General features: G+C 66.9%; 21 protein-coding genes and 1 pseudogene. 9 read left to right on the forward strand and 13 right to left on the reverse strand.

The window, feature by feature from the left end; all coding sequences use genetic code 11:
• Positions 1-158: 158 nt before the first annotated feature.
• Both O1Q03_RS21430 and O1Q03_RS21435 read left to right on the forward strand, forming a co-directional pair.
• Positions 159-941, forward strand: a complete 783-nt coding sequence (locus O1Q03_RS21430; protein WP_269505946.1) for an ABC transporter substrate-binding protein — start codon at positions 159-161, stop codon at positions 939-941.
• Positions 942-1,025: 84 nt separating this feature from the next.
• On the forward strand, positions 1,026-2,150 hold the full coding sequence (locus O1Q03_RS21435; RefSeq protein ID WP_269505947.1) for an aminotransferase: 1,125 nt from the start codon (positions 1,026-1,028) through the stop codon (positions 2,148-2,150).
• Between the two features lie 51 nt (positions 2,151-2,201).
• Here O1Q03_RS21435 and O1Q03_RS21440 read toward each other — a convergent pair whose 3' ends face one another.
• Positions 2,202-3,626, reverse strand: a complete 1,425-nt coding sequence (locus O1Q03_RS21440) for an aminotransferase-like domain-containing protein (protein WP_269505949.1) — start codon at positions 3,624-3,626, stop codon at positions 2,202-2,204.
• 587 nt (positions 3,627-4,213) lie between these two features.
• Here O1Q03_RS21440 and O1Q03_RS21445 point away from each other — a divergent pair.
• Positions 4,214-4,789 (forward strand): hypothetical protein, encoded by a 576-nt coding sequence (locus O1Q03_RS21445; protein ID WP_269505950.1) that lies wholly within the window; start codon positions 4,214-4,216, stop codon positions 4,787-4,789.
• A 50-nt stretch (positions 4,790-4,839) separates the two neighbouring features.
• On the opposite strand, the gene O1Q03_RS21450 is transcribed toward O1Q03_RS21445, so the two are convergent.
• Both O1Q03_RS21450 and O1Q03_RS21455 read right to left on the reverse strand, forming a co-directional pair.
• Positions 4,840-5,751 carry a hypothetical protein gene (locus tag O1Q03_RS21450; RefSeq protein WP_269505952.1) on the reverse strand — a complete coding sequence of 304 codons (912 nt, stop codon included), beginning with the start codon at positions 5,749-5,751 and terminating at the stop codon, positions 4,840-4,842.
• Between the two features lie 213 nt (positions 5,752-5,964).
• On the reverse strand, positions 5,965-7,701 hold the full coding sequence (locus O1Q03_RS21455; protein ID WP_269505954.1) for a site-specific integrase: 1,737 nt from the start codon (positions 7,699-7,701) through the stop codon (positions 5,965-5,967).
• On the opposite strand from O1Q03_RS21455, the gene O1Q03_RS21460 reads away from it, so the two are divergent.
• Positions 7,700-7,984, forward strand: a complete 285-nt coding sequence (locus O1Q03_RS21460; protein WP_269505956.1) for a hypothetical protein — start codon at positions 7,700-7,702, stop codon at positions 7,982-7,984. The genes O1Q03_RS21455 and O1Q03_RS21460 overlap by 2 nt on opposite strands.
• A gap of 198 nt (positions 7,985-8,182) precedes the next feature.
• Here the strand turns inward: O1Q03_RS21460 and O1Q03_RS21465 are convergent, their stop codons facing one another.
• Both O1Q03_RS21465 and O1Q03_RS21470 read right to left on the reverse strand, forming a co-directional pair.
• Positions 8,183-8,374, reverse strand: a complete 192-nt coding sequence (locus tag O1Q03_RS21465; protein ID WP_269505958.1) for a DUF2964 family protein — start codon at positions 8,372-8,374, stop codon at positions 8,183-8,185.
• Positions 8,375-8,389: 15 nt separating this feature from the next.
• A complete protein-coding gene (locus O1Q03_RS21470) occupies positions 8,390-8,869 on the reverse strand; it encodes a universal stress protein (protein WP_269505959.1) in 480 nt (159 codons plus the stop codon).
• 275 nt (positions 8,870-9,144) lie between these two features.
• Between O1Q03_RS21470 and O1Q03_RS21475 the strand changes: the two genes are divergently transcribed.
• Together O1Q03_RS21475 and O1Q03_RS21480 are read left to right on the forward strand one after the other, a co-directional pair.
• Complete coding sequence (locus tag O1Q03_RS21475) at positions 9,145-9,906, forward strand: 2-keto-4-pentenoate hydratase (protein WP_269505960.1); 762 nt, start codon at positions 9,145-9,147, stop codon at positions 9,904-9,906.
• 175 nt (positions 9,907-10,081) lie between these two features.
• Positions 10,082-11,488, forward strand: coding sequence for a 3-deoxy-D-arabino-heptulosonate 7-phosphate synthase (locus O1Q03_RS21480; protein ID WP_269505962.1), 1,407 nt, complete (start codon positions 10,082-10,084; stop codon positions 11,486-11,488).
• Positions 11,489-11,643: 155 nt separating this feature from the next.
• Here O1Q03_RS21480 and O1Q03_RS21485 read toward each other — a convergent pair whose 3' ends face one another.
• Together O1Q03_RS21485 and O1Q03_RS21490 are read right to left on the reverse strand one after the other, a co-directional pair.
• A complete protein-coding gene (locus tag O1Q03_RS21485; RefSeq protein WP_269505963.1) occupies positions 11,644-12,480 on the reverse strand; it encodes an alpha/beta fold hydrolase in 837 nt (278 codons plus the stop codon).
• A 397-nt stretch (positions 12,481-12,877) separates the two neighbouring features.
• Entirely contained in the window at positions 12,878-13,711 is an 834-nt protein-coding gene (locus O1Q03_RS21490) for an oxidoreductase (protein ID WP_269505965.1), read from the reverse strand.
• A gap of 94 nt (positions 13,712-13,805) precedes the next feature.
• Here O1Q03_RS21490 and O1Q03_RS21495 point away from each other — a divergent pair, with 94 nt between their 5' ends.
• Together O1Q03_RS21495 and O1Q03_RS21500 are read left to right on the forward strand one after the other, a co-directional pair.
• A complete protein-coding gene (locus tag O1Q03_RS21495; protein WP_269505966.1) occupies positions 13,806-14,777 on the forward strand; it encodes an AraC family transcriptional regulator in 972 nt (323 codons plus the stop codon).
• A gap of 189 nt (positions 14,778-14,966) precedes the next feature.
• Complete coding sequence (locus tag O1Q03_RS21500) at positions 14,967-15,827, forward strand: PhzF family phenazine biosynthesis protein (protein ID WP_269505967.1); 861 nt, start codon at positions 14,967-14,969, stop codon at positions 15,825-15,827.
• A gap of 77 nt (positions 15,828-15,904) precedes the next feature.
• Here the strand turns inward: O1Q03_RS21500 and O1Q03_RS21505 are convergent.
• A pseudogene (locus tag O1Q03_RS21505) lies at positions 15,905-16,165 on the reverse strand (aldose epimerase family protein); the annotation flags it as partial.
• A 15-nt stretch (positions 16,166-16,180) separates the two neighbouring features.
• Between O1Q03_RS21505 and O1Q03_RS21510 the strand changes: the two are divergent.
• On the forward strand, positions 16,181-16,327 hold the full coding sequence (locus O1Q03_RS21510; protein WP_269505968.1) for a hypothetical protein: 147 nt from the start codon (positions 16,181-16,183) through the stop codon (positions 16,325-16,327).
• A gap of 195 nt (positions 16,328-16,522) precedes the next feature.
• Here O1Q03_RS21510 and O1Q03_RS21515 read toward each other — a convergent pair whose 3' ends face one another.
• The 5 genes from O1Q03_RS21515 to O1Q03_RS21535 form a co-directional block, all read right to left on the reverse strand.
• Positions 16,523-20,044, reverse strand: a complete 3,522-nt coding sequence (locus tag O1Q03_RS21515; RefSeq protein WP_269505969.1) for a pyruvate carboxylase — start codon at positions 20,042-20,044, stop codon at positions 16,523-16,525.
• Between the two features lie 273 nt (positions 20,045-20,317).
• The gene (locus O1Q03_RS21520; protein ID WP_269505970.1) at positions 20,318-20,524 is read right to left on the reverse strand and encodes a hypothetical protein; all 207 of its coding nucleotides are present in this window, start codon (positions 20,522-20,524) and stop codon (positions 20,318-20,320) included.
• 751 nt (positions 20,525-21,275) lie between these two features.
• Positions 21,276-22,532 carry an aromatic ring-hydroxylating oxygenase subunit alpha gene (locus tag O1Q03_RS21525; protein WP_269505971.1) on the reverse strand — a complete coding sequence of 419 codons (1,257 nt, stop codon included), beginning with the start codon at positions 22,530-22,532 and terminating at the stop codon, positions 21,276-21,278.
• A 188-nt stretch (positions 22,533-22,720) separates the two neighbouring features.
• Positions 22,721-23,647 carry a LysR substrate-binding domain-containing protein gene (locus O1Q03_RS21530; RefSeq protein WP_269505973.1) on the reverse strand — a complete coding sequence of 309 codons (927 nt, stop codon included), beginning with the start codon at positions 23,645-23,647 and terminating at the stop codon, positions 22,721-22,723.
• Positions 23,648-23,675: 28 nt separating this feature from the next.
• Positions 23,676-24,677: a LysR substrate-binding domain-containing protein gene (locus tag O1Q03_RS21535; RefSeq protein ID WP_269505974.1), complete on the reverse strand. Its 1,002-nt coding sequence runs from the start codon at positions 24,675-24,677 to the stop codon at positions 23,676-23,678.
• Between the last annotated feature and the right edge of the window lie 320 nt (positions 24,678-24,997).

Here is a 24,997-nt window from a genome sequence, read left to right on the forward strand (position 1 = left end):
AGTCTACTATGGACAATTCGTTTTTTAAAGAAGATACTTGGCAGCACCATCCGTCATGGTCGCCTGTCCCGCTTCACGGTGCGCCGCAGCAGTTTTCACGGCTCCGGCCGGCCGCAGCAGGCAACGGTCGTCGTTCGATTCCCCTTATCGGAGCTGGCATGAACCTCAAGCATCTGGTCGTCGCAGTCGCGTTGTCCGCGGGCGTGTCCGGGCTGGCGTTCGCGGATAACACCGCGGCGCTCCGAATCGGCATCGAAGCCGCCTATCCGCCGTTCGAGAGCAAGACGGCGTCCGGCGAGTTGCAGGGCTTCGACATCGACATCGGCAACGCGATCTGCGCGAAGATGAAGGTTCGCTGCGTGTGGGTCGAGAACGTCTACGACGGCCTGTTGCCGGCGCTGCACGCACGCAAGTTCGACATGGTCAACTCGGCGATGAACATCACGCAAAAGCGCAAGCAGATCGTCGATTTCACGCCGCCGGTCTACGCAGTGCCGATGGTGTTCGTCGCGCGCAAGGATTCCGGGCTGCTGCCCGATCCGGCACGCCTGAAGGGCAAGCGCATCGGCGTATTGCAGGCATCCGCGCAGGAGGATTTCCTGAAGCGCAACTGGGCGCCGCGCGGCGTCACGATCACGTCGTATTCGGATCAGAATCTCGTCTATGCGGATCTCGCGTCCGGCCGCCTCGACGCCGCGGTACAGGAATCGCAGACGGCACAGGAAGGCTTCCTCGACAAGCCGCAAGGCCGCGAATTCGCGGTCCTCGGCGAGCCGATCCGCGACGCCGCGACGCTCGGCGAAGGCGTCGGGATGGCATTTCGCAAACAGGACGCCGAACTGCGCGGCAAGGTCACCGCGGCGCTCGACGCGCTGAAGAAGGACGGCACGCTGAGCCGGCTGTCGGTCCAGTATTTCAAGCGCGACATCATCGTCAGGTAGCGCGCGCCGCCACCGGCGCTGCCCGTTTCCCTCTCCATGCGGCGCGGACGTGCCGCACCCAACTCACCCGACAAAGGAACGAACATGAAGATCAAGGAATTCGGCGTCGAACGCTGGATGGACCTGTACGAAAACCGTTGTACGTACAACCTCGCGGAGACGTGCGTCGAATCGCTGACGGTCGACCAGTTGCTGACCATGACCGGCAAGCAGGACACGCTGCTCGACGAGCTGCGTCCGATGAAGCTGACGTACGGCGCGATCGAAGGTACGCAGCGTCTGCGCGACGTGATCGCGTCGACTTACGCGCGCCAGTCCGCAGCGAACGTGATCGTCACGCACGGCGCGATCGGCGGCAATGCACTGATCTACGAAACGCTGGTCGAAGCGGGCGATACGGTCGTGTCGGTGTTGCCGACCTACCAGCAGCACTATTCGATTCCGGAAAGCTACGGCGCAAACGTGAAGGTGCTGAAGCTGCGCGAGGAAAACGGCTTTCTGCCCGATCTCGAGGAACTCGCGTCTCTCGTCGACGACAAGACGCGCCTGATCGCGATCAACAACCCGAACAACCCGACCGGCTCGCTGATGGACGAAGCGATGCTCGGCAAGCTCGTCGACATCGCGAAACGGTGCGGCGCATACGTGCTGTGCGACGAGGTCTATCGCGGCACCGATCAGGTCGGCAGCGGCTACAGCGCATCGATCGCCGACCTGTACGAACGCGGGATCAGCACGGCGAGCATGTCGAAGACGTACTCGCTCGCCGGGCTGCGCCTCGGCTGGATCGCGGGCCCCGTCGAGCTGATCCATGCAGTGAGCGTGCATCGCGACTACAACACGATCAGCGTCGGGATGATCGACGACTATCTCGCGACGCTCGCGCTCGAACACCGCGACGTGATCTTGCAGCGCAATCACGACATCGTGCGCACCAACCTGGCCATTCTCGATGCATGGGTCGAGCGCGAGCCGGCGATTTCGTGGGTCAAGCCGAAGTCCGGCACGACGGCGCTGCTCAAGTATGCGTTCGACATGCCGTCGCGCGCGTTCTGCACGGAGCTGATCGAAGCGACCGGCGTGATGTTCACGCCGGGCAGCGCGCTCGACATGGAAGGCTACGTGCGGATCGGCTATGCGAACAACCGGACCGTGCTCGAGCAGGGGCTTGCGCGCGTATCGGAGTTTCTGCGCGCGAAGGCCAACTGATCCGAACCTCCGCACCGAAAGGCCGGTACGCGCTGCGTACCGGCCTTCGTTTCATCGCATGCACGACGCCGCGAGCTTGCCGACCGCGATCACGGCCTGCTCGATTTCCGGCGACCACGGGCTGCTGTAGTTCAGCCGGATGAAGTTCCGGTAGTTGTCCGTGATCGAGAACATGTAGCCCGGCCCGATCGTGATCCCCTGCTCCAGCGCAAGCTGATACAGCCGCATCGCATCGACCTGCGCCGGCAACTCGACCCACAGCACGTAGCCGCCCGCCGGGCTCGAGATGCGCGTGCCTTCGGGAAAGAACCGCGACACCATCGCCCGCATCAGGTTCGCCTGCTGCGCATACGCCTTGCGCAACCGCCGCAAGTGATGTTCGTAGCCGTCCCGTTCGAGAAACTCGGCGATCGCGAGCTGCGGTATCGACGGCGTCGCCAGCGTGTTCAGGAACTTCAGCTTCTCGACCTGATCCCGATAGCGTCCCGGCAATGCCCAGCCGATCCGGTACGCGGCCGTCAGGCTCTTCGAGAACGAAGCGCAATGCAGCACGATGCCGCTGCGGTCGTAGGACTTCAGCGTGCTCGGATGCGAATCGCCGAAATACAGTTCGTTATACACACCGTTTTCGATGATCGGCAGATCGGCCTTCGTTGCGAATTCAACCAGTTCGCGCTTGCGCTCGTCGGGCATCTGGAAGCCGAGCGGGTTCTGGAAGTTCGGCATCACCATGCACGCGGCGATCGGCTGCGACTTCGCGATCGCCGCCAGCGCCGCGATGTCGATTCCGTATTCGGGGTGCGTGGCCACCTCGATCGCCTTCATCCCCATCCGTTCGATCGCGTGCAGCATCGCGTAGAACGTCGGCGATTCCACCGCGATCGTATCGCCCGGCTTCGCGACCGCCTGCAGACACAGATTGATCGCCTCGGTCGCACCGACCGTCACGATGATCTCGTTCGGGTCCACCGACATCCCGTTCTCCAGATAGCGTCGCGCGATCTGACGGATCAATCGCGGATGGCCGGGCGGCAGCCCGTCCGTCACGCCCCATAACGACTTGTCGCGACCGGCCGCGTATGCATAGCGGTTCAGCTTCTCGAACGGAAACAGGCTCGGGTCCGGATACGGCGAGCCGAGCGGCACCGCGTCGTCCGTGCCGATCGAGCGCAGCGTCGACAGCACGAGCCGGCTCATGTCGACCGACGACGACACCGCGATCGGCTTCGAAGGCCGCAATTCGCGCACCGGCGCATGGCCGTCGTCGCGACGCAGGTTCACGAAGTAACCCGACTGCGGACGACTCTCCAGCAACCCGCGGCTTTCGAGCAGCAGATACGCATGCAGCACGGTCGTGATGCTGATCCGGTGCTGCTGGCTCGCCTGCCGCACCGACGGAATCCGGTCGCCGTGCCGGTACACGCCCTGGCGGATCAGGCGCTCGATGTCGTCCGCGAGTTTTTCGTAGAGCTTCATCGCGCGCTCCCTGCCGGCCCGCGCATGCGCGCCGCCGCGTCGTGGGCGTCCGATACGCGCGTGTTCTGCCCGCCGATCGGGCTGTCGTGATCCCTGATTGCTCCCTCCGGTTTTGCCTTTTCCATCGCAGTGGCTCGCTTTTGAAGATGCGCCGGGAGGCCCGTGATGTCTGGGCCCGCAGCACTGTGCACTTGATGGCTTGATCTTAAAAGCAGAACAGTTGCCCCGGGGTACACACATGGAACGCGCACACAAGAGTACAGTTCGGCGCCGATCGGCGATTTCTGACAAACTGTACGTCTTACGAAGCGGCGACGAGGCGGTGATCGGAGTCCAATACTGTGCGATCGCACGGTTTTATCGACGGCGTTCCGTATGCAGCACCCGATCGAACAGGCATCCGACCTCGGCGGCGTGATCCGCGCCGCCCGCAAGGCACAAAAATGGCGCCAGAACGACGCAGCCGAACACGCGGGCGTCAGCGAGTCGTTCATGGTCAAGGCCGAACGCGGCGCGGACACGTCGCGCGCAGTGAAGGATGGGCGCTGCGTGCTTACGACGACGGGCTCGTACGGGAGTTCGGCGACGTGCGCGCGACCTTCGGCGTCGACGCGCCGCTCTATCCGGGCGCGGGCAGCCACGGCACGTCGCGCCGGCTGCACGTCGAGCGCAGGCGCGAACGGCATTGGGCGCCGGTGCCGATCGGCGAGGTCGACCCGGTCGGGTTCTCTGAAATCGCGCGTGCAGTCGACCTGCTGGTGAGCGTCGCAGCCTTCGCGCTCGACGACGACGCAACGCGCACCGCCACGGCATCGCGCGCGACGGATCCGGTGCGCCGCCGCGCGCTGGAAACGGAACGCCGGGATCGTCTGAACCGGCTGTCGGATCTGCCGCTGGGCGTGATGGCGGCGCATCGCCGGCACGTGCTGTCGCTCGTGTTCGCCGACGCGATCGCGCAACGGCGAATCACGCTCGACGAACGCCATGTGCGCGTCGGCGGGTGGTCGGTGCATTGCGCAACCGGCCGCGTGATGCGCGACGGCGAGCCGGTCGATACGCCGATCGCGCCGCCGGCGTCGCCGCTGCGCGCGGTGCCGTGGCTGCCGTACGACGAAGCGCTGCTGCAGCGGATCGTCGATGTCGTCGCGGGGTTGCTCGACTGAGCGGGCGAGCGGCGAGCGGGGCGAGCGGCGCTGAACGATGCGCGCCGCGCCTATCGCGCCGTCTGCTGCCGCTGCGCTTCCTGCGCTTTCATCTGCAGATACGCGCTCCGGTCGAGCTCATGCAGCTGCTGCGGATACTGCTCGGTCGCGTCGAACCAGCGTGCGAAGCGCTGGTCGAGCGGCTTGTCGAGCGTCGCGAGATACGCGTCGATCGCGAGGTAGTAACGCATCGTGTTGCGCTCCAGCAGCCCGCGCACGCCGCCGATGTATTGCGGCTGCGCGGCCGACGCGCCGCTCGCGAGCGTGAACCCGACCTTGTCGCTGCCGATCGTCGCGAGGTAGGTCTTCATCGCCATGCGGCCGACCGTGCCGAAGCCATACGAATACGTGAGATGCAGGAACGTGCGCGATGCGCCGACGGGCACGGCCTCCAGCGCGATCCGGTAGTCCTTCGTGCCCATCGGGCCGCTGTCGGCGCTCAGGTCGACCTGGAAATAGTCGGGCGTCGCGGCAGCCACGCGGTAGCGGAACTGCACGCGATAGGTGTCCGACAGCTTCTGCTCGACCTTGCGGCCGAGATTCACGTCGAGCACCGGGCCGTTGCTGCCGGTCGACGCGTGACAATACTTCGTGTTCAGGTGCAGGATCAGCACCGCGCACCAGTTCGCGGGGCCCTGCGCGGGATCGTCGAGCTTGCCGCTCACGACCGAGTACGGATAGTCGACGACCGCGTAGATATCGCCCTTCAGCGACGAAGAGGCCTCGGACGATTCGAGGTACAGCGGACGATGGAACGGGTTGTTCTTGAGCTGCTCGCCGAGGCTGTGATAGCGGTCAAGCAGCGCCGCGCCGCCGTCCGCGCCGAACGACAGCGCGCTCCAGCCGACACAAAGCGCGCCAACGAGCGCGCGCCATGCGTGGCGGGCGAACCGTGGTCGTTGCGGGTGTTGGGATGTCTCCATTCTTGTGCTCCAGCGGAGTGCGCGATGCTCGCGCACCTCTTTCACCGACTATACGCGGCCGCGATCCGGATCAGCGCCGCCGGTCACTCGCGGTCGATTGCAGGCACAACGGCCGCGACGATGCGAGGCGCCGCTGCGTGGCCCGATAAACCGTCTGACCGCGACCGATGCCGTGTCGTTCCGTGCGATTCGCGTGCAGCGCCACACACCGCGTCATTTGTCTGCCGAAAATGCGCTCGACATCTGCCGCGCGCGCTTCACGTCGTCGCCGTGCAGATAGATCGACGTCGTCGAGATCGACGCATGCCGCAGGTTGTCGCGCACCGTCGTCAACTCCGCGCCTCGCGCGAGCGCGTGCGTCGCATGCGTGTGCCGCATCCAGTGCGGGCTCGCCTTTCGCAGCTTCTGCGCGAGCGCCGGGTTGTCCTCGTCGACGAGCGCGGCCGTCTGCGCGAAGAAGCGCTGCATCACCTTCCATAGCCGCACACTCGTGATCCCGGCCGCACCGTCTTCCGCGAGGCTCGCGATTAGCGGCGTATCCGGTCGCCAGCGCACCGGCGTCACCGGCAGCCGCCGCGCGACCAGATGACGATCGAGCGCCGTGCGCGCGAGCGGCGGCAGCGCGACGCGCGCGGCCTTGCTGCCTTTGCCGATCACCTTCAGCCACGCATCGCCGTGCGCGTCCGTCTCGATGTCGCCGAGCGTCGCGCCGACCAGTTCGCTCGCACGCAAGCCGGTCGCGTAGCCGAAATCGAGGATGAAGCGCAGCCGTTGCGCGGCGGCCGGCGTCCAGCCGGACTGCGGCGCGCTCGACGACGTGTCCTTGCGAAACTCGAGCCCGTCCGCGATCGTGCGCACGAGCAGCCACTCGCCTTCGGTGAACGCATGCGACGTGTCGAGCGCATTCGCGCCGCGCGTGTCGCGCACCTTGACGCCCGCGAACGGATTCGCGAGCAGGTAGCGCTGCTCGATCAGCCAGCGAAACAGCGCGCCGAGCACCGACAGCGTGTACGCGGCCGAACGCGCGGACAGCCCGCCCGAGAACGGCCGCCAGTCCGGCGCGCCGCGCGGCCGCACCGGGCCGACCCAGCGCTCGTGCGGCGTCGGGTTGCGCAAGAACGCGCGATACGCGACCGCGTCTTCGGTCGTCAGCGACGACAGCGCGCGCCCGCGCTGGACGATCGCCCACAGGATCAGCCGCTCGGCCTCCTTCCGGTACGCGCGCCGCGTCGCAGCCGACTCGTGCAGCGACAGCCACGCATGCACGGCCGCGTAATCGTTGTCCGCGTCGAGCGTGCTGGTCGCACGCGGTGCGCGAAACGTGCCGGCCGATCCGTCGACTTCGTGCGGCAGCTTCAGCTGCTCCCACGGCACGATGCTGCCGCGCGGCGTCGCGGCAATCAGCGCGCGGGCGCGCTCGGTCAATTCGGGATGCGCGGCGAAGAACGCCTCGACGTGCCGCGCGCTCGCCATGCCGAGCCCGTCGATCGCGCGCCACCACTGACGCCGGCGCGGAATCCGCACGGTCAGGTCTGCCAGCGTCGCGATGCCGTGCGCACGCAGCGCGGCCACGGCCCGCGCGGGCAACCACAGGCCGACGTCGTCGCTGATCTGCGGCACCGGCACGCGCGCATGGCGCAGCATGCCGATCGCGTCGGCCATCGCCCTGGCCATCTGCGTGCGTTCGCCATCGGCATGACCGAGCTGCTCCGCGAGATCGGGCCGCCCGACCTGCCGCGCGATACGCACGAGGCGGCGCCGAATGCCGCCGATCACGCCGCGCGCCGAGCGCCCGTCGCCGAGACGATCGGGCAGATAGCGCTCGACCGCCCGGCGCACGGTCATGCCCGCGTACCACGCACGCAGCGCGGCCAGTTCGTCGGCGTCGGGAAAGCCTGCGGGCGCAGGCGCGGAATCGGAGGAAGGCGGTGAAGCAAGGCGCGGTTTCATGGGCGCCAGTTTGACAGAACCGCGCGCGGCAGAAAACGCCTGCGGGGCGGTGAAACGCAGGCGAAGCACCGGCGCGATGCCGGCAATATCCGGCATCGCGCGAGCCCGTCGAACCGGAACGTTAGGCCCGTCGGGCGACCCGCCGCCCGGCAGCTTCCCGCACGGCCGCAACCACGAAGCGCTCGTGTGGTTCGATCGCGCGATCGCGATCTTCGCGAAGGATGAGTACGGCGACAGCGATGTGCGCGACACATGGGCGACCGGCCCTGACGCGCAAGGGTGAAGTGCTGTGGAAGCTGTGGAAGCCGGGGCGGCAGGAAGAAGCGCGAGATGCGGTCGCGCAGGCACGCAAGGTACAGCCGTAGAATGCCGAGCTGGTGGAAACGTTGAAGCGGCTGAACGTGCAGGCCGGCCCGGAGCGGGCGGCGGCGTCCGATACCGATACGCGCGGTACGTCACCGCGCACGTATCGCGGATCGCGTCACCCTTCTCCTTTCGGCCCCGGATTGAGCATCACGACAAAGCAGGCGACGCCGACGATCAACGCGATCGCACCGCCGCGCAGCGCGATCGCTTCATCGAACAGCAGGCCGCTCACGACGGCCATCATCCCCGCGAGCGACACGAACACGGCGATCGCCGCGACGACGATCCGGTACTGGCGACGTATCATCGCGCACCCGCCGTATCAGGCCGCAACGGCGGCTGCCGCGACGTCGGCATCGTCGCCGCGAATCAGCAGCACCGGGCACGTCGAGCCGCGCAGGAAACGCTCGGCGACGCTGCCGAGCAGCACGCGCCGAAGCCCGCGCCGCCCGTGCGTGCCGACCACCGCGAGATCGATGCCGCGCTCCTTCACGTAGCGCTGCAGGCGCTCGGCGATGTCCTCGCCGAGGCTTTCGGTCTCGACGAGCTCGGCTTCGCCCTTCGCGCCGGCCAGCGCGACGATCTGTTCGGCTTCGCGCAGCACCTTGATGCCGTCGCCGCGAATTTCCTCGACGAGCGCATGCGGGTCGAAACGGCCGGCATACGTGAACAGCACCGACTTGTCGACCACGTACACCACGCTGACGTGCGTGTCGCCCGCCAGCGCCAACTTCACTGCCTCGGCAAGGGCCTGCTTCGACGATGCGCTGCCGTCGACGGCCACCATGATCTTCTCGTACATGCGAACCTCGCTGGGGTGAACTGCCGCACGCGGGAGCGCGCACGGCCATGTCACCATCATCGGCGGGCGGCAGGTTCGAGGGTTGACGCCCGTCAAGTTCGCCGGAAACCACCCGTGCGACAAGGCGCCACAGGAGAAAACCGGCGTGCCCGGCGCGCGCTTGGGGCTTTCGCGACGGCCATTCGAGCGGCCGGCACGCCGAAGGCGCTATCATCGACGTTGCGACCTTCGTCCGGCCCTTTTTTGCCGACTCACTTTCAACTCGCTCAACCGACATGACAACGACTACCGAACGCGTGGACGGCGCCGCCCAGCATCTCGTCGCCGCCCGCCATGCCGGCGCGCCCGGCCCGCTGCTGCCCGACGCGTTGCGCCCCGACGACGTCGAGACCGCGCTCGCGATCCAGCGTCGCGTCGCCGACCTGCTCGGCGAATCCATCGGCGGATGGAAATGTGCGCTGCCGCCGCCCGACCGCGTGATCGCCGCGCCGATCTTCGCGTCGACGATCCGCGAAGCCGATGCCCCGTACCGCGTCGTCGGCGGCCCGATCGTGCGGATCGAGCCGGAAATCGCCTTCGTGCTCGATCGCGACCTGCCCGCGCGCGAAGAGCCGTACGACGAGAACGACGTGCGCGCCGCGATCCGCGAAGTGCGCATCGTGCTCGAGGTGCTGGGCTGCCGCTATGCGGAGCCCGCGCGTGCGTCGAAGTTCGAACTGCTCGCCGACGGGCAATTCAACCAGGGGCTGTGCGTGGGCCCCGTCGTGCCCGACGGGCTGAACGTACCGCTCGCGACGCTCGCGCTGTCGTTCGAAGGTGCGCTGAACCGGACGATCGACGGCAGCCATCCGGACGGCGATCCGCTCAAGCCGCTCGTGTGGCTCGTCAACTTCCTCGCGTCGCGCGGCGACGGCGCGCGGGCCGGCCAGATCGTGACGACCGGTTCGTATGCGGGCGCGATCGACGTGCCGCTCGGCGACGCACTGACGGTGCGTTTCGGCGAACTCGGCAGCCTGTCGGTGACGCTGACGGCCTGATGGCCCGACGCCCGGCGGCAGACGCTTCGCAGCAGACGGCGGACGACACGCAACGTCGTCCGCGTGCAACGCGTCGCCGACAGAAAGGCGCGGCGCGCAACGCCCGGCGCTGCGTGCTACCGTTGCACATCGAACGTCACGAACGCGCGACCCGCGTTCACAGCCGCCATTCGCCATGCCGCCGACACCGTTGCCCGCCCTGCTGGATGAAGTCCTGCGCACCGTCGACCGCCGTTTCCGGCTGCCGCCGCTCGCGCGCGCTGCGTCGCTGACCGACGCAGCGAATCCGGCCACCGTCATCGCGATCGTGATCGAGGAAGCGCGCCGCGTGCAGGCCGGCGGCCGCACGCCCGGCCCGGAACTGCAACATCGCTTCGTCGATGCGCTCGCACGAATGATCGGCGACGCCATCGACGCTCGATCCGGCGACCCGGCGTTTCAGGCCGCGGTGCTTCGGCACGGCGCGGCAGCCGTGCGCGAATACGCGTCGTTCGCCGCGCATGCGGAGCAGGACCGCCGCACGCTGCGCTCGGCCGTCAACACGATCGCGCATCCGGCGCGGCTCGAGCGCCACGCGCAGGCGTGGCAGCGCGCGCCGCTCGCGCGGCTGCATGCGGCGGCCACCGATGCGTCGTGGGACGATCTCGATGCCACGCTGCAACAGTTGCTCGCGCAACCGGAAATGGCGACCGACACCGCGTTCGCCCAGGACATCGTCAAGCTGAAGGACAACCCGGCGCTCGGCCGGCTGCAGCGTCTCGACGCACTGCTGTCGGATCCGGACGTCCGGCAATACCGCACGCTGTGGGAACGCCAGGGTCCGCTCGAAGGCAGCGCACTCGCCGTCGCGCAAGGTGCGACGTCGCAACAGCGCGGCGCGGCCGTCGAAGCGCTGGCCGCGCAGGCACTCGACGCATTGGCGGCCCAACTCGACGCGGGCGATGCGAAACGCACGTATCGCGTGGTCACGTCGATGCGCGTGCCGTCGTCGATTCCGGGCAAGCACGATCGCGCGAAGACCGAATGGGATGCGGTGCTGCTCGACCGCGCGCGCGGCGACGATCCGGCGGCCGCGTGGCACGTCCGCTTTCTCGTCGAAGCGAAAGCGTCGGCCGATGCGGCGACGACCGATCTGCCGCGCCTCACGCGCGGCCTGAGCCTGCTCGCGCAAGCCGATCCGAATACCGTGTACGCGTTCGACACGCGCGAAGGCGCGGTGCGCGTGCACGGCGCGTCGCTGCACGCGCTGACGACCGACGACGCGGCACTGCAACGCGAGGTGCTGTACTGCTGCGATGCATCGGCGGATCCGACGCCGCGCCTGCTGGGCGCCGCGAGCCGCATGCAGTTGTTGTCGGCACCGGCGAGCCTCGAATATGCGAGCGCGCTGGCGCAGCGAAAGGACGCCGATCGGCACGGCCTCGGTGTCATTTGGCAGGCGCTGCTGACGCTGCCGTCATGGCGCGCGGTGTTGCACCAGTACGAATCGCTGCGTCAGGTGCGCGCGCTGATGGTGGGCGTCGACGATCTGACGGCCGCGATCGAAGGCGACCTCGGCGACAGCGCCGCGAATGACGCGTGATACGCCGCGCAAGCTGCGCACCGGACGAACGCGCATGCGCCGCCGCTGTCTTGCTGCATGACGCACGCCCTGCAAACCCAGCGAAAACGAAACGGCCGGCATTGCCGGCCAACGCGGCGCAGCCCGCCGAAGCGGGCATGCGCCGCGCGCGCGCGTCACGACCGCACGAACGCCAGCAGGTCGGCGTTCAGCACATCCGCATTGACGGTCAGCATCCCGTGCGAATAGCCCGGATACGTCTTCAGCGTGCCGTTCTTCAGCAGCTTGATCGACTTCAGCGCGGCATCCGCGATCGGCACGATCTGGTCGTCCTCGCCGTGCAGCACGAGCGTCGGCACCGAGATCGCGCGCAGGTCTTCGGTCTGGTCCGTTTCCGAGAATGCCTTGATCCCTTCGTAATGCGCCTTCGCGCTGCCGATCATGCCCTGGCGCCACCAGTTCTGGATCACGCCCTGATGCACCGTCGCGCCGGGCCGGTTGAAGCCGTAGAACGGGCCCGACGGCACGTCGAGGAAGAACTGCGCGCGATTGTCGGCGAGCGCCTTGCGGAAGCCGTCGAACACGTCGAGCGGCAGGCCTTCCGGGTTCGCGTCGGTCTTCAGCATCAGCGGCGGCACCGCGCTGACCAGCACGGCCTTCGCGACGCGGCCGGCAGGCTCGCCGTGGCGCGCCACATAGCGTGCGACTTCGCCGCCGCCGGTCGAGTGACCGATATGAACCGCGTTGCGCAGGTCGAGCGCTTCGACCACCGCGAACGCATCGGCCGCGTAATGATCCATGTCGTGACCGTCGGACACCTGCGCCGAGCGGCCGTGGCCGCGACGGTCATGCGCGATCACGCGATAGCCGTTCTGCACGAAGAACAGCAGCTGCGCATCCCAGTCGTCGGCAGACAGCGGCCAGCCATGGTGGAAAACGATCGGCTGCGCATCCTTCGGGCCCCAGTCCTTGTAGAAAATGTCGACGTTGTCCTTCGTGGTGATGTACGGCATGGCTGCGGCTCCTTTGGGATAGGTGGGCACTGCGTACTGACCGGTCGCCCGGGCGGTGATCGGTGTCGGTGTCGGTGTCGGTGTCGGTGTCGGTGTCGGTGTCGGTGTCGGTGTCGGGCTGCGGCGCGGCGGCACACCGCGCGAGTCGACGCAACACTTCCACGTTGTAGCGGAAAACCGCGACGGTGTCATGAAGCGGTTCAGGTTTCCGGCATGGGCGGCATGCCGACAGCGCGTCGCGCCGCCAATATCGCGTCGGATTCACCGTTCCGGCCCGTTCGCGTCCGTCACCGGATGCCGCGCGGGCGGCATCACGCGCCGAAGGCCGATGACGGACGGCCCTCGCTCGCAACGCAACTCATCGTACAAGTGCCCGACGACGCACGGAAATTGCGCATCAACCGTCGGTGGAAACCGTCACCGCCTCCCATGCGCGGATTTCGTCTTCCAGTGCCGCCAACTTGCCGCGCACCAGCCCGAGCGCATCGCTACCGAGCAGCAGATGCGCCGGCGGCCGCGCCGCGCCGATGACCGCGAGCATCGCGCGCGCGGCCTTCACCGGATCGCCGAGTTGCCTGCCGCTTTTCTCCGCGCGGGCGCGGCGAATCGGATCGAAGATCGCATCGTAATCGGCGATCGCGCGCGGCGTTCGCGTCATCGAACGGCCGGCCCAGTCGGTGCGAAACGAGCCCGGCGCCACCGCGGTCACCGCGATGCCGAACGGTTCGAGCTCCTTGCCGAGCGCCTCGGAAATGCCTTCCAGCGCGAACTTGCTACCGCAGTAATACGCGATGCCCGGCATCGTGATGTGGCCGCCCATCGACGTGATGTTCAGAATGCGGCCGCGGCGACGTTCGCGCATGAACGGCACGACCGCCTTCATCATCGCGACGGCGCCGAACACGTTCACGTCGAACTGCCGGCGCATCTCGGACAGCGGCGACTCCTCCATGATGCCTTCGTGCCCGTAGCCGGCGTTGTTTACCAGCACGCCGACGGGCCCGACGCTTGCTTCGATCTCGGCGACGACGCCGTCGATGCGCTCGAAATCGGTCACGTCGAGCACGCGCGCGAAGGCCGCGTGCGCGGACAGCGCTTCGAACGCCGCGCGCGCCTCTTCGCTTCGCACGGTGCCGACCACCGTGTGGCCCGCGGCCAGCGCCTGTTGCGCGAGCGCACGGCCGAAGCCGCTGCTGACGCCGGTGACGAGGATGATGTTGCCGAATGCCATGTGAGCTTCTCCCGAATATCGATCGAAGCCTGCATGCTAGTCCGATGCGCTACGCTGAATAAGTCGGAATCCGCTGATCTTCTTGCACAAAACTATGAGTGCCGCATCCCTTTCCGCCCCATCGTCGTCGCTGTCCGCGCGCAACCGCAAACACCTGATTGCGCTGCTGAATGCCCTGGCGCCCGACGAAGGCTACAACCTGACGGCGCTGCCGAGCGTGCGCATCCTGCGCTCGAACCGCGCGCTGTCGCGCACCCCGGTGCTGTACGACCCGGGGATCGTGATCGTCTGCCAGGGCAGCAAGCGCGGCTACTTCGGCGGCGAGCTCTATCTGTACGACGCGGATCACTACCTGGCCGTATCGGTGCCCGTGCCGTTCAGCATGGAGACCGATGCAACGCCCGCGCGGCCGCTGCTGGCGCTGTATCTGCACCTCGATTTCACGATGGCGGCCGAGCTGGCCGCGCAGATCGGCGGCGAAGGGACCGCGGAACCCGTGCAGGCGCCCCGCAGCATGATGTCGACGCCGATGGACGGCGCGATGCAGACCAGCGTGCTGCGTTTCGTGGAAGCGATGCACCGGCCGCTCGAAGCGGCGGTGCTCGGGCCGGCGCTGCTGCGCGAGCTGTATTTCCGCGTGCTCACCGGCGCGCAGGGCAGCGCGATGAGAAGCGCGCTCGCGATGCGCGGACAGTTCGGCCGGATCGGCCGGTCGCTGCGCGCGATCCATACCGGCTACGCGCAATCGCTCGACGTGCCGCAACTGGCCGCGGAAGCCGGGATGAGCGTGCCGAGCTTCCACAGTCACTTCAAGGCGATCACGCAGGTGTCGCCGATCCAGTATCTGAAGTCGACGCGCCTGCATCAGGCGCGCCTGTTGATGGTGCGTCAGGACCTGACGGCGGAAGCCGCGTGCTATGCAGTCGGCTATACGAGCCCGTCGCAATTCAGCCGGGAATTCAAGCGGCTGTTCGGCCTCACGCCCGCGCAGGAGACGAAGCGCATGCGCGAACGTTTCGCCGTTCCGCAGGCGTTCGAGGATGCCGTTTATGTATCGTCGCATTGAGATCGGAAACGGCGTGGTGCCGCACGCATTGGTTGCGTCCGCATCGAAATCGCCGGCCCGATTCCACAGGCCGGCGGATCGCGGTCGCGCGACACCTGCTGCGCGCGTTCGACGCACAATGACGGATTACACGACGACAGCATCGGATCGAACGAACGCCGTTGCATCATGCCCCAACGAGAGATTCGAATGACCACGTACGCGTTCCGTCTGCTCAATGTATTCGCCGAGTCCACGTTCGGCGGCAACCCGTTATGCGTGTTCGAGGATGCGCGCGGCATGGACGACGCGACCATGCAGGCGCTCGCCGTGCAGTTCAACCTGTCGGAAACGACCTTCGTGCTGCCGTCGGAGCGCGCGCATGCGCGGGTGCGCATCTTCACGCCCGGCTACGAGATGGGCTTCGCGGGCCATCCGACCCTCGGCACCGCGCACGTCGTGCGCGACACGCTTGCGGCCAGCAATGCGCTGTCGCTCGAATTCAGGGCCGGCGTGGTCGACGTCAATGCGAACAAGAACGTGTGGACGTTCACCGCGCCGCACACGGGCATGCCGAAGACGGCGCCGTGCGCATTGCCCGATACCGACACCGCGGCCATGCTCGGACTGACGACGGACGACCTGTTCGCGCCGCCGCTGTGGGTCGATACCGGCGTCGATCAATTGCTGGTCGCCGTCAAGACCCCCGCGGCCGTGCGCCGCGCGCGGCCCGACAGCATTTACGTCGATCTCTGGCCGACCAACAGCCTCGGTCGCAAGACCGCCTATGTGTTCGCATTCGACACGCATCGCCCCGAGAAAGTGGTGGCCCGCTACTTCTCTGCGAAACAGGGCGGCGGCATCTCCGAAGATCCGGGCACCGGGTCCGCTTGCGCGAATCTGGGCGGCTGGCTGATTGCCGCCAGTCATGCGCTGCCCGCCGCGTTCGAGGTCGAACAGGGTGAAGCCATCGGCCGCCCTTGCCTGCTTCGGTTGTCGGTCAGCGAGCGTGGCGCGATCAGCGTCGGCGGCCGTGTGCTGGAACTCGGGCGCGGCGTGATCAACGTGTAGCGGCCGCTGCCCGCCATGCCGCGCGCGGCGCGGTGCCCGCTACCCGCGCGACACGCGTACTCCGGCGAACCGCCCGCTCACCGCGCGCCGACCCGCCACACCGTCACCTCGTGCAGCGTCTGCCCGCGCTTGAGCACGGTTGTCGGGAACGACGGATGATTCGGCGAATCGGGAAAATGCTCGGCTTCCAGCGCGAACGCATCCGTTTGCCGGTAGACCCTGCCGCCCTTGCCCGCGACGCTGCCGTTCAACCCGTTCGACGTATAGAACTGCAGCCCCGGCTGCGTCGTGTACAGCTCGAGAAAACGTCCCGACGCCGGATCGTAAGCGCGCGCAGCGAGGCCGACGCGGCCATGCACCTCGTCACGTTGTGCAAGGCGCTCGGCGGCGGCTGGGAAAGCCGCTTCGGAGCCGTCGCGAACGCCGCACATGCCGATACGGCGACGGTGGCGGCCCACGGCGCGATCGTGCAGACTTCCGGTAAGAACGGAGGCGATTGATCGATCATCGTCGTCCGTTGCGGAGCGCGTTCGCCGAACTGATTGCTGACCACATCGCGGACCGACTGCCCGCGCGTCATCAGATCACGACGTGCAGGCAGCCGGTCCCGGACGCTCAGGCCGCCATGCGGTCGGCCGACGTGCCAGTTACGATGCCCGGCATCTGTCAGCACGGACGACCGATCGCGGCCCACCTCATTGCGCCGTATCTTTCAGCTCGATCAGCAGATCCTTCGCCGCGACCCGCTCGCCGGGCTTCACATGCACGGCCGCAATTTCGCAATCGCGCTCCGCCGCGATGTGGGTTTCCATCTTCATCGCCTCGAGCGCGATCAGCGTCGTGCCGGCCGTCACGCGCTGCCCCGGCTGTACCGCGACCGTGACCACCGAGCCCGGCATCGGCGCGGCGATATGCAGCGGATTGCCCGGCTCGGCGCGCTTCAGCCCGTGCCGCTCCTGGCCCACATGCGCGACCGTCTTCTGCTCGACGAGCGCGGAACGCGACTGGCCGTTCAGCTCGAACTGCACCTTCACGATGCCGTCCTGCGCATCGGCGTGCTGACCCTGTAGCGACACGAGCAGCGTCTTGCCCGGCTCGATGTCGATCGCCACTTCCTCCTGCGGCTGCAGCCCGTACAGGAACGCGGGCGTCGGCACGACCGACGTGTCGCTGTACGCGCGAACGTGCGCGTAGTAGTCGATCGTCTGCTTCGGGTACATCAGGTACGACGCCAGTTGCCGGTCGTCGAGCGGCTGCTCGCACGCGGTCTCGGCCTGCTCGCGCACCGCGTCGAGATCGACCGGCGGAATCTGGTCGCCCGGACGATACGGCGCCGGCGGTTCGCTCTTGAGCACCTTGCGCGACAGGTCGGCCGGGAAGCCGTCGGGCGGAAAACCCAGCTCGCCCTTGAACAGCGACACGACCGACTCGGGGAATGCGATGTCCTTGTCCGGGTTGCGCACGTCGTCCACGCCGAGATCGTTCGCGACCATCATCAGCGCCATGTCGCCGACCACCTTCGACGTCGGCGTGACCTTCACGATGTCGCCGAACAGGCGGTTCACGTCAGCATACGCACGCGACACCTCGGTCCAGCGATGATCGATGCCGAGCGAGCGCGCCTGCTCGCGGAGGTTCGTGTACTGGCCGCCCGGCATCTCGTGGCGATAGACGTCGGCCGTGCCCGCGCGGATTTCCGATTCGAACGGCGCGTAATAGCGACGCACGCCTTCCCAGTACATCGACGCCTCGTGCAGGCGATCCTGATCCAGCCCCGGGTCGCGTTCGCTGCCGGCCAGCGCGGCCGCGATGCTCGACAGGTTCGGCTGCGACGTGAGGCCGCTCATCGCATCGAGCGCACCGTCCACCGCGTCGCAGCCCGCACCGACTGCCGCGAGCACCGACGCCGCGGCGATCCCGCTCGTGTCGTGCGTATGGAAATGCACGGGCAGCCCGGTTTCTTCCTTGAGCGCCTTCACGAGTGTCGCGACTGCCTGCGGGCGGCAGATGCCGGCCATGTCCTTGATGCCGAGCACGTGCACGCCGGCCTGCTGCAGCTCGCGCGCGATGCCGACGTAATACTTGAGGTCGTACTTCGCGCGCGACGTGTCGAACAGGTCGCCGGTGTAGCAGATCGCGCCTTCGCACAGCATGCCGCTGTCGCCCACCGCATCGATCGCCACGCGCATGTTGCGCACCCAGTTCAGCGAGTCGAACACGCGGAACACGTCGACGCCCGCGCGCGCGGCCTGCTGCACGAAGAAGCGCACGACGTTGTCCGCGTAGTTCGTATAGCCGACCGCGTTCGAGCCGCGCAGCAGCATCTGGAACAGGATGTTCGGCACGCGTTCGCGCAGCAGCGCGAGCCGCTCCCACGGGTCTTCCTTCAGGAAGCGCAGCGCGACGTCGAAGGTCGCGCCGCCCCAGCATTCGAGCGAGAACAGTTGCGACAGCTCGCGCGCATAGAACGGCGCGATCGGCAGCATGTCGGCCGTGCGCATGCGCGTCGCGAACAGCGACTGGTGCGCATCGCGCATCGTCGTGTCAGTGAGCAGCACCTGCTTCTGGTCGAGCATCCAGCGCGCGAATTGCTCCGGGCCGAGCTCGCGCAGGCGATCGCGCGTGCCGGACGGAATCGCCACCGCCGTATCGACCTTCGGCAGCACCGGTTTCGACAACGGCAGCGCCGGCAGCGTACGGCCCTTCATCTCCGCGTTGCCGTTCACGTTCAGCTCGCCGAGATAGCGCAGCAGCTTCGTCGCGCGATCGCCGCGCTTCGCGAATTCGAGCAGCTCCGGCGTCTTGTCGATGAAGCGCGTGGTCACGTCGCCCGCGATGAACGCCGGATGATTGATCACGTTCTCGAGGAACTGCAGGTTCGACGTGACGCCGCGAATCCGGAACTCGCGCAGCGCGCGATCCATCCGATGAATCGATTCGGCCGCCGTCGGCGCCCAGGTCGTCACCTTCACCAGCAGCGAGTCGTAGTACGGCGTGATCACCGCGCCGCCATACGCGGTGCCGGCGTCGAGGCGCACGCCGAAGCCCGCCGCGCTGCGATACGCCGTGAGCCGCCCGTAGTCGGGCAGGAAGTCGTTCTCCGGATCCTCGGTCGTGATCCGGCATTGCAGCGCGTTGCCGTTCAGCGGAATCGCATGCTGCTCCGGCACGCCGGCCGCGCGCGCGACGAGTGCGCCGTCGCCGTCCGTCGCGTCGTCGGCGAGGCCGATCCGGCCGCCTTCGGTGATGCGGATCTGCGCCTTCACGATGTCGATCCCGGTGATCATCTCCGTCACCGTGTGCTCGACCTGGATGCGCGGGTTGACCTCGATGAAGTAGAACTGGCCGGTGTCGGCGTCCATCAGGAACTCGACGGTGCCCGCGTGCGTGTAGCCGACCGCACGCATCAGGCGCAGCGCCGATTCGCACAGCGCGTGACGGCCGTCGTGATCGAGGTACGGCGCCGGTGCGCGCTCGACGACCTTCTGGTTGCGCCGCTGCACCGTGCAGTCGCGCTCGTACAGATGCACGACCGTGCCGTGGAGGTCGCCCAGCACCTGCACCTCGACGTGCCGCGCATTGCGCACAAGCTTCTCGACGTACACCTCGTCGTTGCCGAACGCGGCCAGCGCTTCGCGGCGTGCGACAGGCAGCAGCGTGTCGAGGTCGCGTTCGTTCTCGAGCACGCGCATCCCGCGTCCGCCGCCACCCCAGCTCGCCTTCAGCATCAGCGGATAGCCGACTTCCGCGGCCAGCGCGCGGCACGCGTCCAGATCGTCCGGCAGCGGCGCGGTCGCGGGCATCACCGGCACGCCGGCCGCGATCGCCGCATTGCGCGCGGCCACCTTGTTGCCGAGCGTGCGCATCACGTCGGGCGACGGCCCGATCCAGCGGATGCCGGCGTCGATCACGGCCTGCGCGAAATCCGGGTTCTCGGACAGGAAACCGTAGCCGGGGTGGATCGCGTCGACCTTCGCCTGCCGCGCGACGCGCAGGATGTCGTCGATGTCGAGATACGCGGCGAGCGGCTTCTTGCCCTCGCCGATCAGGTAGCTTTCGTCCGCCTTGAAGCGATGCAGCGCGAGGCGGTCTTCCTTCGAATACACCGCCACCGTACGCATGTTCAGTTCGGCGGCGGCACGCATCACGCGGATCGAGATTTCCGAGCGGTTCGCGATCAGGATGGACTGGATGGGAGTGGGCGTCACGGCAGCCATGGATAGTGAATAGTTGAATTGAGCATGCCGACGCGCCCTCTTCCGCCCGTTCGCTTCACTGGGCGACGTGGATCGTCGCATCGGTCATTCGCGGTTGCATCGTCCCGGCTTTCGCCAGTCAACATGTTCGTCATATCGCCCGACGGCCGCTATCACCGTCGCGACGACGAATGGTATCCAGCCGACCAACCGGGAACGACGGTCGGCTCACCGGCCGGTCGGTCGGCGGTCGACGCACGACGGACCCGCGCTACTGCCCGGCTCGGAACAGGATCAGTCGCGGTGATCGAAAAGCGGTGCGTGATCCATCCAATCGTAACCTGTCGTGCCTTTCGCCCAGGCCCAGTTCGTATCGCGGCGTCGTTCGCCGAACCATCCGGGTGGCGACGCGGAGGGATTCGCGTCCATCACTTGCCGCTCCTGCACAGCGCGACGCGCGTCGTCGCCACATGCCGTGTTTCGTTTGCCGTAGTCAGTCATTGCATCACCTTACGATTGGAAAGCGGGTCGTCCGTCGAGCTGTCGGGTTGCTTCCGTTCGGCGCGGAAAGACCGGTCAGACGAGCGGACATCGAGAATGTCGGTCCGGTAACGCAAAAAGCAGGCCACGCCGGCGATTGGACGGAGAGCGTTGATCTACGGGGGCCGCACGCGCGATCGGGCCCGACGCTGGCTCAGGGATGAAATTGAGATTTCAATTCTGAAATCGGCGCAGCCCGTCGCAACGTGTCGCGATGGTGGTCGCGGTGGCGGCGCGGGTTCTGGAATGGAGCGATCGGCGCGACTGTTACGGTGGAGCGTGGAATCGTCTCGGGCCCGATCGTCATCGACGCATTCGCGCCGGCGCGGCCCCGGCGGCCAACCCGGCCAGTTGGCGCGCAACTCGAACGCTCCCGCATCCTGTTGGTGCGGGGACATCATCGTGTGGCACAAGATGAACTGGCGCGCGTAGAGGATCCCGAACTAAGGCGCCGTGTCGGACAATGGCGCCCGCTCGGCAACGATCTGGATTACCTCGAACTACAGCCGCTTCGCGGTTGAACGCGCGGTCGAACATCAACGACAAAGTGGATGCGCATAGCCGTACGCAAGCCGTAGCGATCGCATGCGAGCCGGCCTGATCAGCCGAACGGAGCCCCGTACGAGGCCGGCCATGCCCGGCCGAACCTGCCGTCGAAACGCCGGCGCGATCAGCGCCGGCGCTCCCCTTTTCATGTCAGCCCACGCGCCCGTCAAACCCCATGCGCATTCAGCCGCGCCGCATACCAGCGCGAGAACTGGTCGACATAGGCTTCCGTGAAAGGCGAGAACACGCCCGGCGCATACGCCGGGTCCTGCGTTCCCGCATGCGTGATCTCGACGAGATGCTTGTCCTGCGTATTCGTCGCGACCCACACTTCGGTCAGATCCGACAGCGTGTAATCGACGCCTTCGACCGCGTCCGCATGCACGAGCCATTTGGTGCGGACGAGCGTCCGGTCCGGCGCGAGCGGGATGATGTACGAAATCACCGCGTGATCGCTCATCACGTGGGTCCACGAGTTGTGCGTCCACAGGTGCGTATCGCCCAGATCGCGCCGCTGCAGATTGCCGAGCAGCTTCGTGCTCGCCACCTTGGTGCTCATCGTCTGCGATTCACCCGCGCCGGCGATCACGAGCTGCTGCGTCCGGAACTGCGTGACGGCGTCCTCGTCGAGCCATTCGACGGTCGAGCCGATGAAGCCTTCGCTCTCCCAGTTCAGCTGGCAGGCCGCATTGCGCGCCTTGTACGCTTCGAACGCCTGAAGCTGCTCTTCCGTCAGGTTTTCCGGGCAGAAGCCGAAATCCTCGGGCAGGAACGACGCGGTCAGCTCGGGGTGAGTGGCCGCGCAGTGGTAGCACTCGCGGTTGTTCTCGATCACCAGCTTCCAGTTGCCGTTCTCGATGATCTCCTGCTCGAACGCGATCTTCGTATTCCGCAGGTCGTACGGTGCGAAGCGCGGCACCATCGTTTCCTCGAGCTTCGCGATGTCGGCCGGCGGATTGTCGTCGAGGCATACGAAGATGTGCGTGCCGATGATGCGCGTGTGCACCGGAATCAGGCTGCGGCATGTCGTGTCGAAGTCGCGGCCCATGTGCGTCGCGTGGCGCAGCGAGCCGTCGAGATCGTAGGTCCATTGATGATAAGGACACACGAGCATGCCGACGGTCGACTTCCCGGCCTCCTTCAACCGCGCGCCGCGATGGCGGCACACGTTCCGGTAGGTCCGCACGTTCTCGTCGTCGTCGCGCACGATGATGATCGACGCCTTGCCGATATCGACGGTCGACACGTCGCCCGGCTCCGGCACGTCGGCGGTCACGCCGACCAGGATCCAGTGCTTCGAGAAAAAGACGTCGACATCCGTTTCGAACACGTCCTGACGGCCGAACAGTTCGCCGGGCATCCCGTGCCCGGGCCGGCGGCTGCGAATCAGGTCCCCATGCGTGTTGACATGCACTTCAGACATCGTCTTTCTCCAATCCTGTGTTGATGAAATCGCGCGGCTTCGAACATTCCCGCTGTGATTCCAGTATTGGATTGGCGAAAAAGAGCGTCAACGCGCTTTATTTTCGTTCTGGCATTACCTGCGCTTATGCGAAAAGGAAGGGGCACGGCGGCGGGCGCGCCGCGTCAATCGTCCGCCACTCGGCCGCATCAGCCCTGGGCGTCCGCCCGCAGCCATGCGACGAGACCGTCGATCGCCGGCGTGATCGTCTTTCCGTGCGGCACCACGACGTAATAGGCGTCCGTCATCTGCAGGGAAGCGATCGGCAAGCGCACGAGTTCGCCCGCGTCGAGCAGTTCCTGGACGAGCCGCCCCCAGCCGAGCGCGACACCGTGCCCATATCGGGCGGCATCGATCGCATCGGTGTACAGGCTGCACCGCAGCGCGAAATTCAACCGGTCGGGCCGGTAGCCCGACGCATGGAACCACGCCTCCCACCCCATCCAGCCCTCGGACGTCGAATCCGACTCGATCAGCGCGACGGCGGCGAGATCGGCCAGCGCTTCGGGCGTGCCATGCCGCTGCAGCCACGCCGGCGAGCACACGGGGAACACGGTTTCGTCGAACAGCGGGATCGCGGTGCCGTCAGCCCAGCGGCCGTTCCCGTAGCGCACCGCGATATCGATTTCGTTGTGGCGCAGATCGGCGGTAAACATCAGCGTCGCGAGGCGCAGCTGCAGATCGGGTTGCGCGGCCTTCAGCGCGGCGAGCCGCGGCAGCAAGCGGAAATGCGAGAACGCGGACGTCGCGGCCAGCACGAGCTCCTGGCGAACCGGGCCGCTCGTCAGCCGGTCGAACACGCCGGCGATCTTCTGCATCGATTCCGCGACCACCCGGTACAACGCCTCGCCCTCGTCGGTCAGCGCGATCGAGCGATGCAGCCGATGGAACAGGCGCTGCCCGAGCAGATCCTCGAGAAACTTGATCTGCCGGCTCACCGCCGCCTGCGTCACGCCGAGTTCGTGCGCGGCAAGCGTAAAGCTGCCGAGCCGCGCGACGGCCTCGAATTCGACGAGGGCCGTGACCGACGGGATCAGCCGGCGATAGCCTTTCGGTGGTGCCGATGCGGGTTTCATCTGACGCTGGAGTCGTTCCACGGTCGCGCTATCGCTCGATCTCGACGCCCGCATCGAGCCAGCCGCGCATCATCACGCTGACCTCGTCGCTCAGCCATTGACGGAACAACCGGTATTCGGGGCGCGGCTGCGCATTGCGGTGCGTGATCAGATAGTGATAGCGATCGCGAAACACCAGCACGTCCTGCACCGGCCGCATCAGGATGCCCTGGTCGATCTGCCGGTGCAGCAGGTGATGCCAGCCCAGCAGCGTGCCTTCGCCGGCCTCGGCCTGCGCGACGAGCAGCCGGTAGTCGTTGCTTTCCAGAGACTTGTTCTCGGTCATCCTATCGGTGCCGTCGCTCTGCTGGAACCAGTTACGCCACACGCGCCAGTCGACGTGCTCGCACACCTGCGCGCGGCCGAGCATCGACAGGTTCAGGGTCGGGCTCGACAGCAGGTCCAGCGGCTTCAGCGACCGGCCATGGAAATGGCGTTCGTGAAACGACGGGCTGCACACGGGATAGACGATGTCATGAAACAGCGGCTCGGCTTCGAACTCGGGCTCGCGCGGCGGGTTCTTCGTGATGATCACGTCGGGCTCGATGAGCCCGTCCAGCTCCATGAAATGCTCGGTAACGATCACGTGCAGCTGGATATTAGGAAACCGCTCGCGAAACGCGGGCAACCGCGACGACAGCCACAGCGCCGAGAACGTATGCGACACGCACACCATCAGCGCATGCTTGTCGGTCCGGCGCACGGCTTCCGCCGCCTCGGCGATGTTCATGATCGACAGGTACGACGCGTTGTAGAGAATGCGCCCCGCATCCGTCAGCGCGATATGCCGGCCGGTACGCTCGAACAGCGCGACGTCCAGCGAATCCTCGAGTTCCTTGATCTGCCGGCTGATCGCCGCCTGCGTCACGCACAGCACCTCGGCCGCCTGAGTGAAGCTCTCGTAGCGCGCCGCCGTCACGAAACACCGCAGCGCCCGCAACGACGGCATCTGCGCGAGGAGTCGGTCTGCAAATAGTTGCTTCTTCAACATGGCTTTCACTCTCAAAACGGAACCGGGACGCTGCGTCGACGAACCCGTCGACGACAGTCGCGCAGGCTGGCCGCGGGCTGTTCCATCGCAAACTTTTCAATTATCCGAATATTGCAGCTTGCGCGTCGGCCGGGAGGCTGGCAAGGGCGGCTCCGCCGCCGCGACGGCGTCATGATGCCCCTATTGTCGATCGCTTGTGCACCGCGTCGCTATTATCGGAATCGATGACGGGGACCGCAACGCGAACCGCACATCGCAGCGCCGGGGGCCGCGCGGCTCGCAGCGCCGCGCGCTTGCGCAGCGCACCGCGACACGCCGGG

This window comes from Burkholderia sp. IMCC1007, from assembly GCF_027257875.1.
Taxonomy (GTDB): domain Bacteria; phylum Pseudomonadota; class Gammaproteobacteria; order Burkholderiales; family Burkholderiaceae; genus Burkholderia.

Excerpts from the sequence above, each read along its gene's own strand:
- O1Q03_RS21530 (WP_269505973.1), bottom strand. The coding sequence starts at position 23,647 with ATGAAACCCGCATCGGCACCACCGAAAGGCTATCGCCGGCTGATCCCG.
- O1Q03_RS21455 (WP_269505954.1), bottom strand. The coding sequence starts at position 7,701 with ATGAAACCGCGCCTTGCTTCACCGCCTTCCTCCGATTCCGCGCCTGCG.
- O1Q03_RS21520 (WP_269505970.1), bottom strand. The coding sequence starts at position 20,524 with ATGACTGACTACGGCAAACGAAACACGGCATGTGGCGACGACGCGCGT.
- O1Q03_RS21510 (WP_269505968.1), top strand. The coding sequence starts at position 16,181 with ATGCACCTCGTCACGTTGTGCAAGGCGCTCGGCGGCGGCTGGGAAAGC.
- O1Q03_RS21465 (WP_269505958.1), bottom strand. The coding sequence starts at position 8,374 with ATGATACGTCGCCAGTACCGGATCGTCGTCGCGGCGATCGCCGTGTTC.
- O1Q03_RS21450 (WP_269505952.1), bottom strand. The coding sequence starts at position 5,751 with ATGGAGACATCCCAACACCCGCAACGACCACGGTTCGCCCGCCACGCA.
- O1Q03_RS21440 (WP_269505949.1), bottom strand. The coding sequence starts at position 3,626 with ATGAAGCTCTACGAAAAACTCGCGGACGACATCGAGCGCCTGATCCGC.
- O1Q03_RS21480 (WP_269505962.1), top strand. The coding sequence starts at position 10,082 with ATGCCGCCGACACCGTTGCCCGCCCTGCTGGATGAAGTCCTGCGCACC.
- O1Q03_RS21460 (WP_269505956.1), top strand. The coding sequence starts at position 7,700 with ATGGGCGCCAGTTTGACAGAACCGCGCGCGGCAGAAAACGCCTGCGGG.
- O1Q03_RS21475 (WP_269505960.1), top strand. The coding sequence starts at position 9,145 with ATGACAACGACTACCGAACGCGTGGACGGCGCCGCCCAGCATCTCGTC.
- O1Q03_RS21485 (WP_269505963.1), bottom strand. The coding sequence starts at position 12,480 with ATGCCGTACATCACCACGAAGGACAACGTCGACATTTTCTACAAGGAC.
- O1Q03_RS21525 (WP_269505971.1), bottom strand. The coding sequence starts at position 22,532 with ATGTCTGAAGTGCATGTCAACACGCATGGGGACCTGATTCGCAGCCGC.
- O1Q03_RS21495 (WP_269505966.1), top strand. The coding sequence starts at position 13,806 with ATGAGTGCCGCATCCCTTTCCGCCCCATCGTCGTCGCTGTCCGCGCGC.
- O1Q03_RS21515 (WP_269505969.1), bottom strand. The coding sequence starts at position 20,044 with ATGGCTGCCGTGACGCCCACTCCCATCCAGTCCATCCTGATCGCGAAC.
- O1Q03_RS21435 (WP_269505947.1), top strand. The coding sequence starts at position 1,026 with ATGAAGATCAAGGAATTCGGCGTCGAACGCTGGATGGACCTGTACGAA.
- O1Q03_RS21470 (WP_269505959.1), bottom strand. The coding sequence starts at position 8,869 with ATGTACGAGAAGATCATGGTGGCCGTCGACGGCAGCGCATCGTCGAAG.
- O1Q03_RS21500 (WP_269505967.1), top strand. The coding sequence starts at position 14,967 with ATGACCACGTACGCGTTCCGTCTGCTCAATGTATTCGCCGAGTCCACG.
- O1Q03_RS21535 (WP_269505974.1), bottom strand. The coding sequence starts at position 24,677 with ATGTTGAAGAAGCAACTATTTGCAGACCGACTCCTCGCGCAGATGCCG.
- O1Q03_RS21490 (WP_269505965.1), bottom strand. The coding sequence starts at position 13,711 with ATGGCATTCGGCAACATCATCCTCGTCACCGGCGTCAGCAGCGGCTTC.
- O1Q03_RS21430 (WP_269505946.1), top strand. The coding sequence starts at position 159 with ATGAACCTCAAGCATCTGGTCGTCGCAGTCGCGTTGTCCGCGGGCGTG.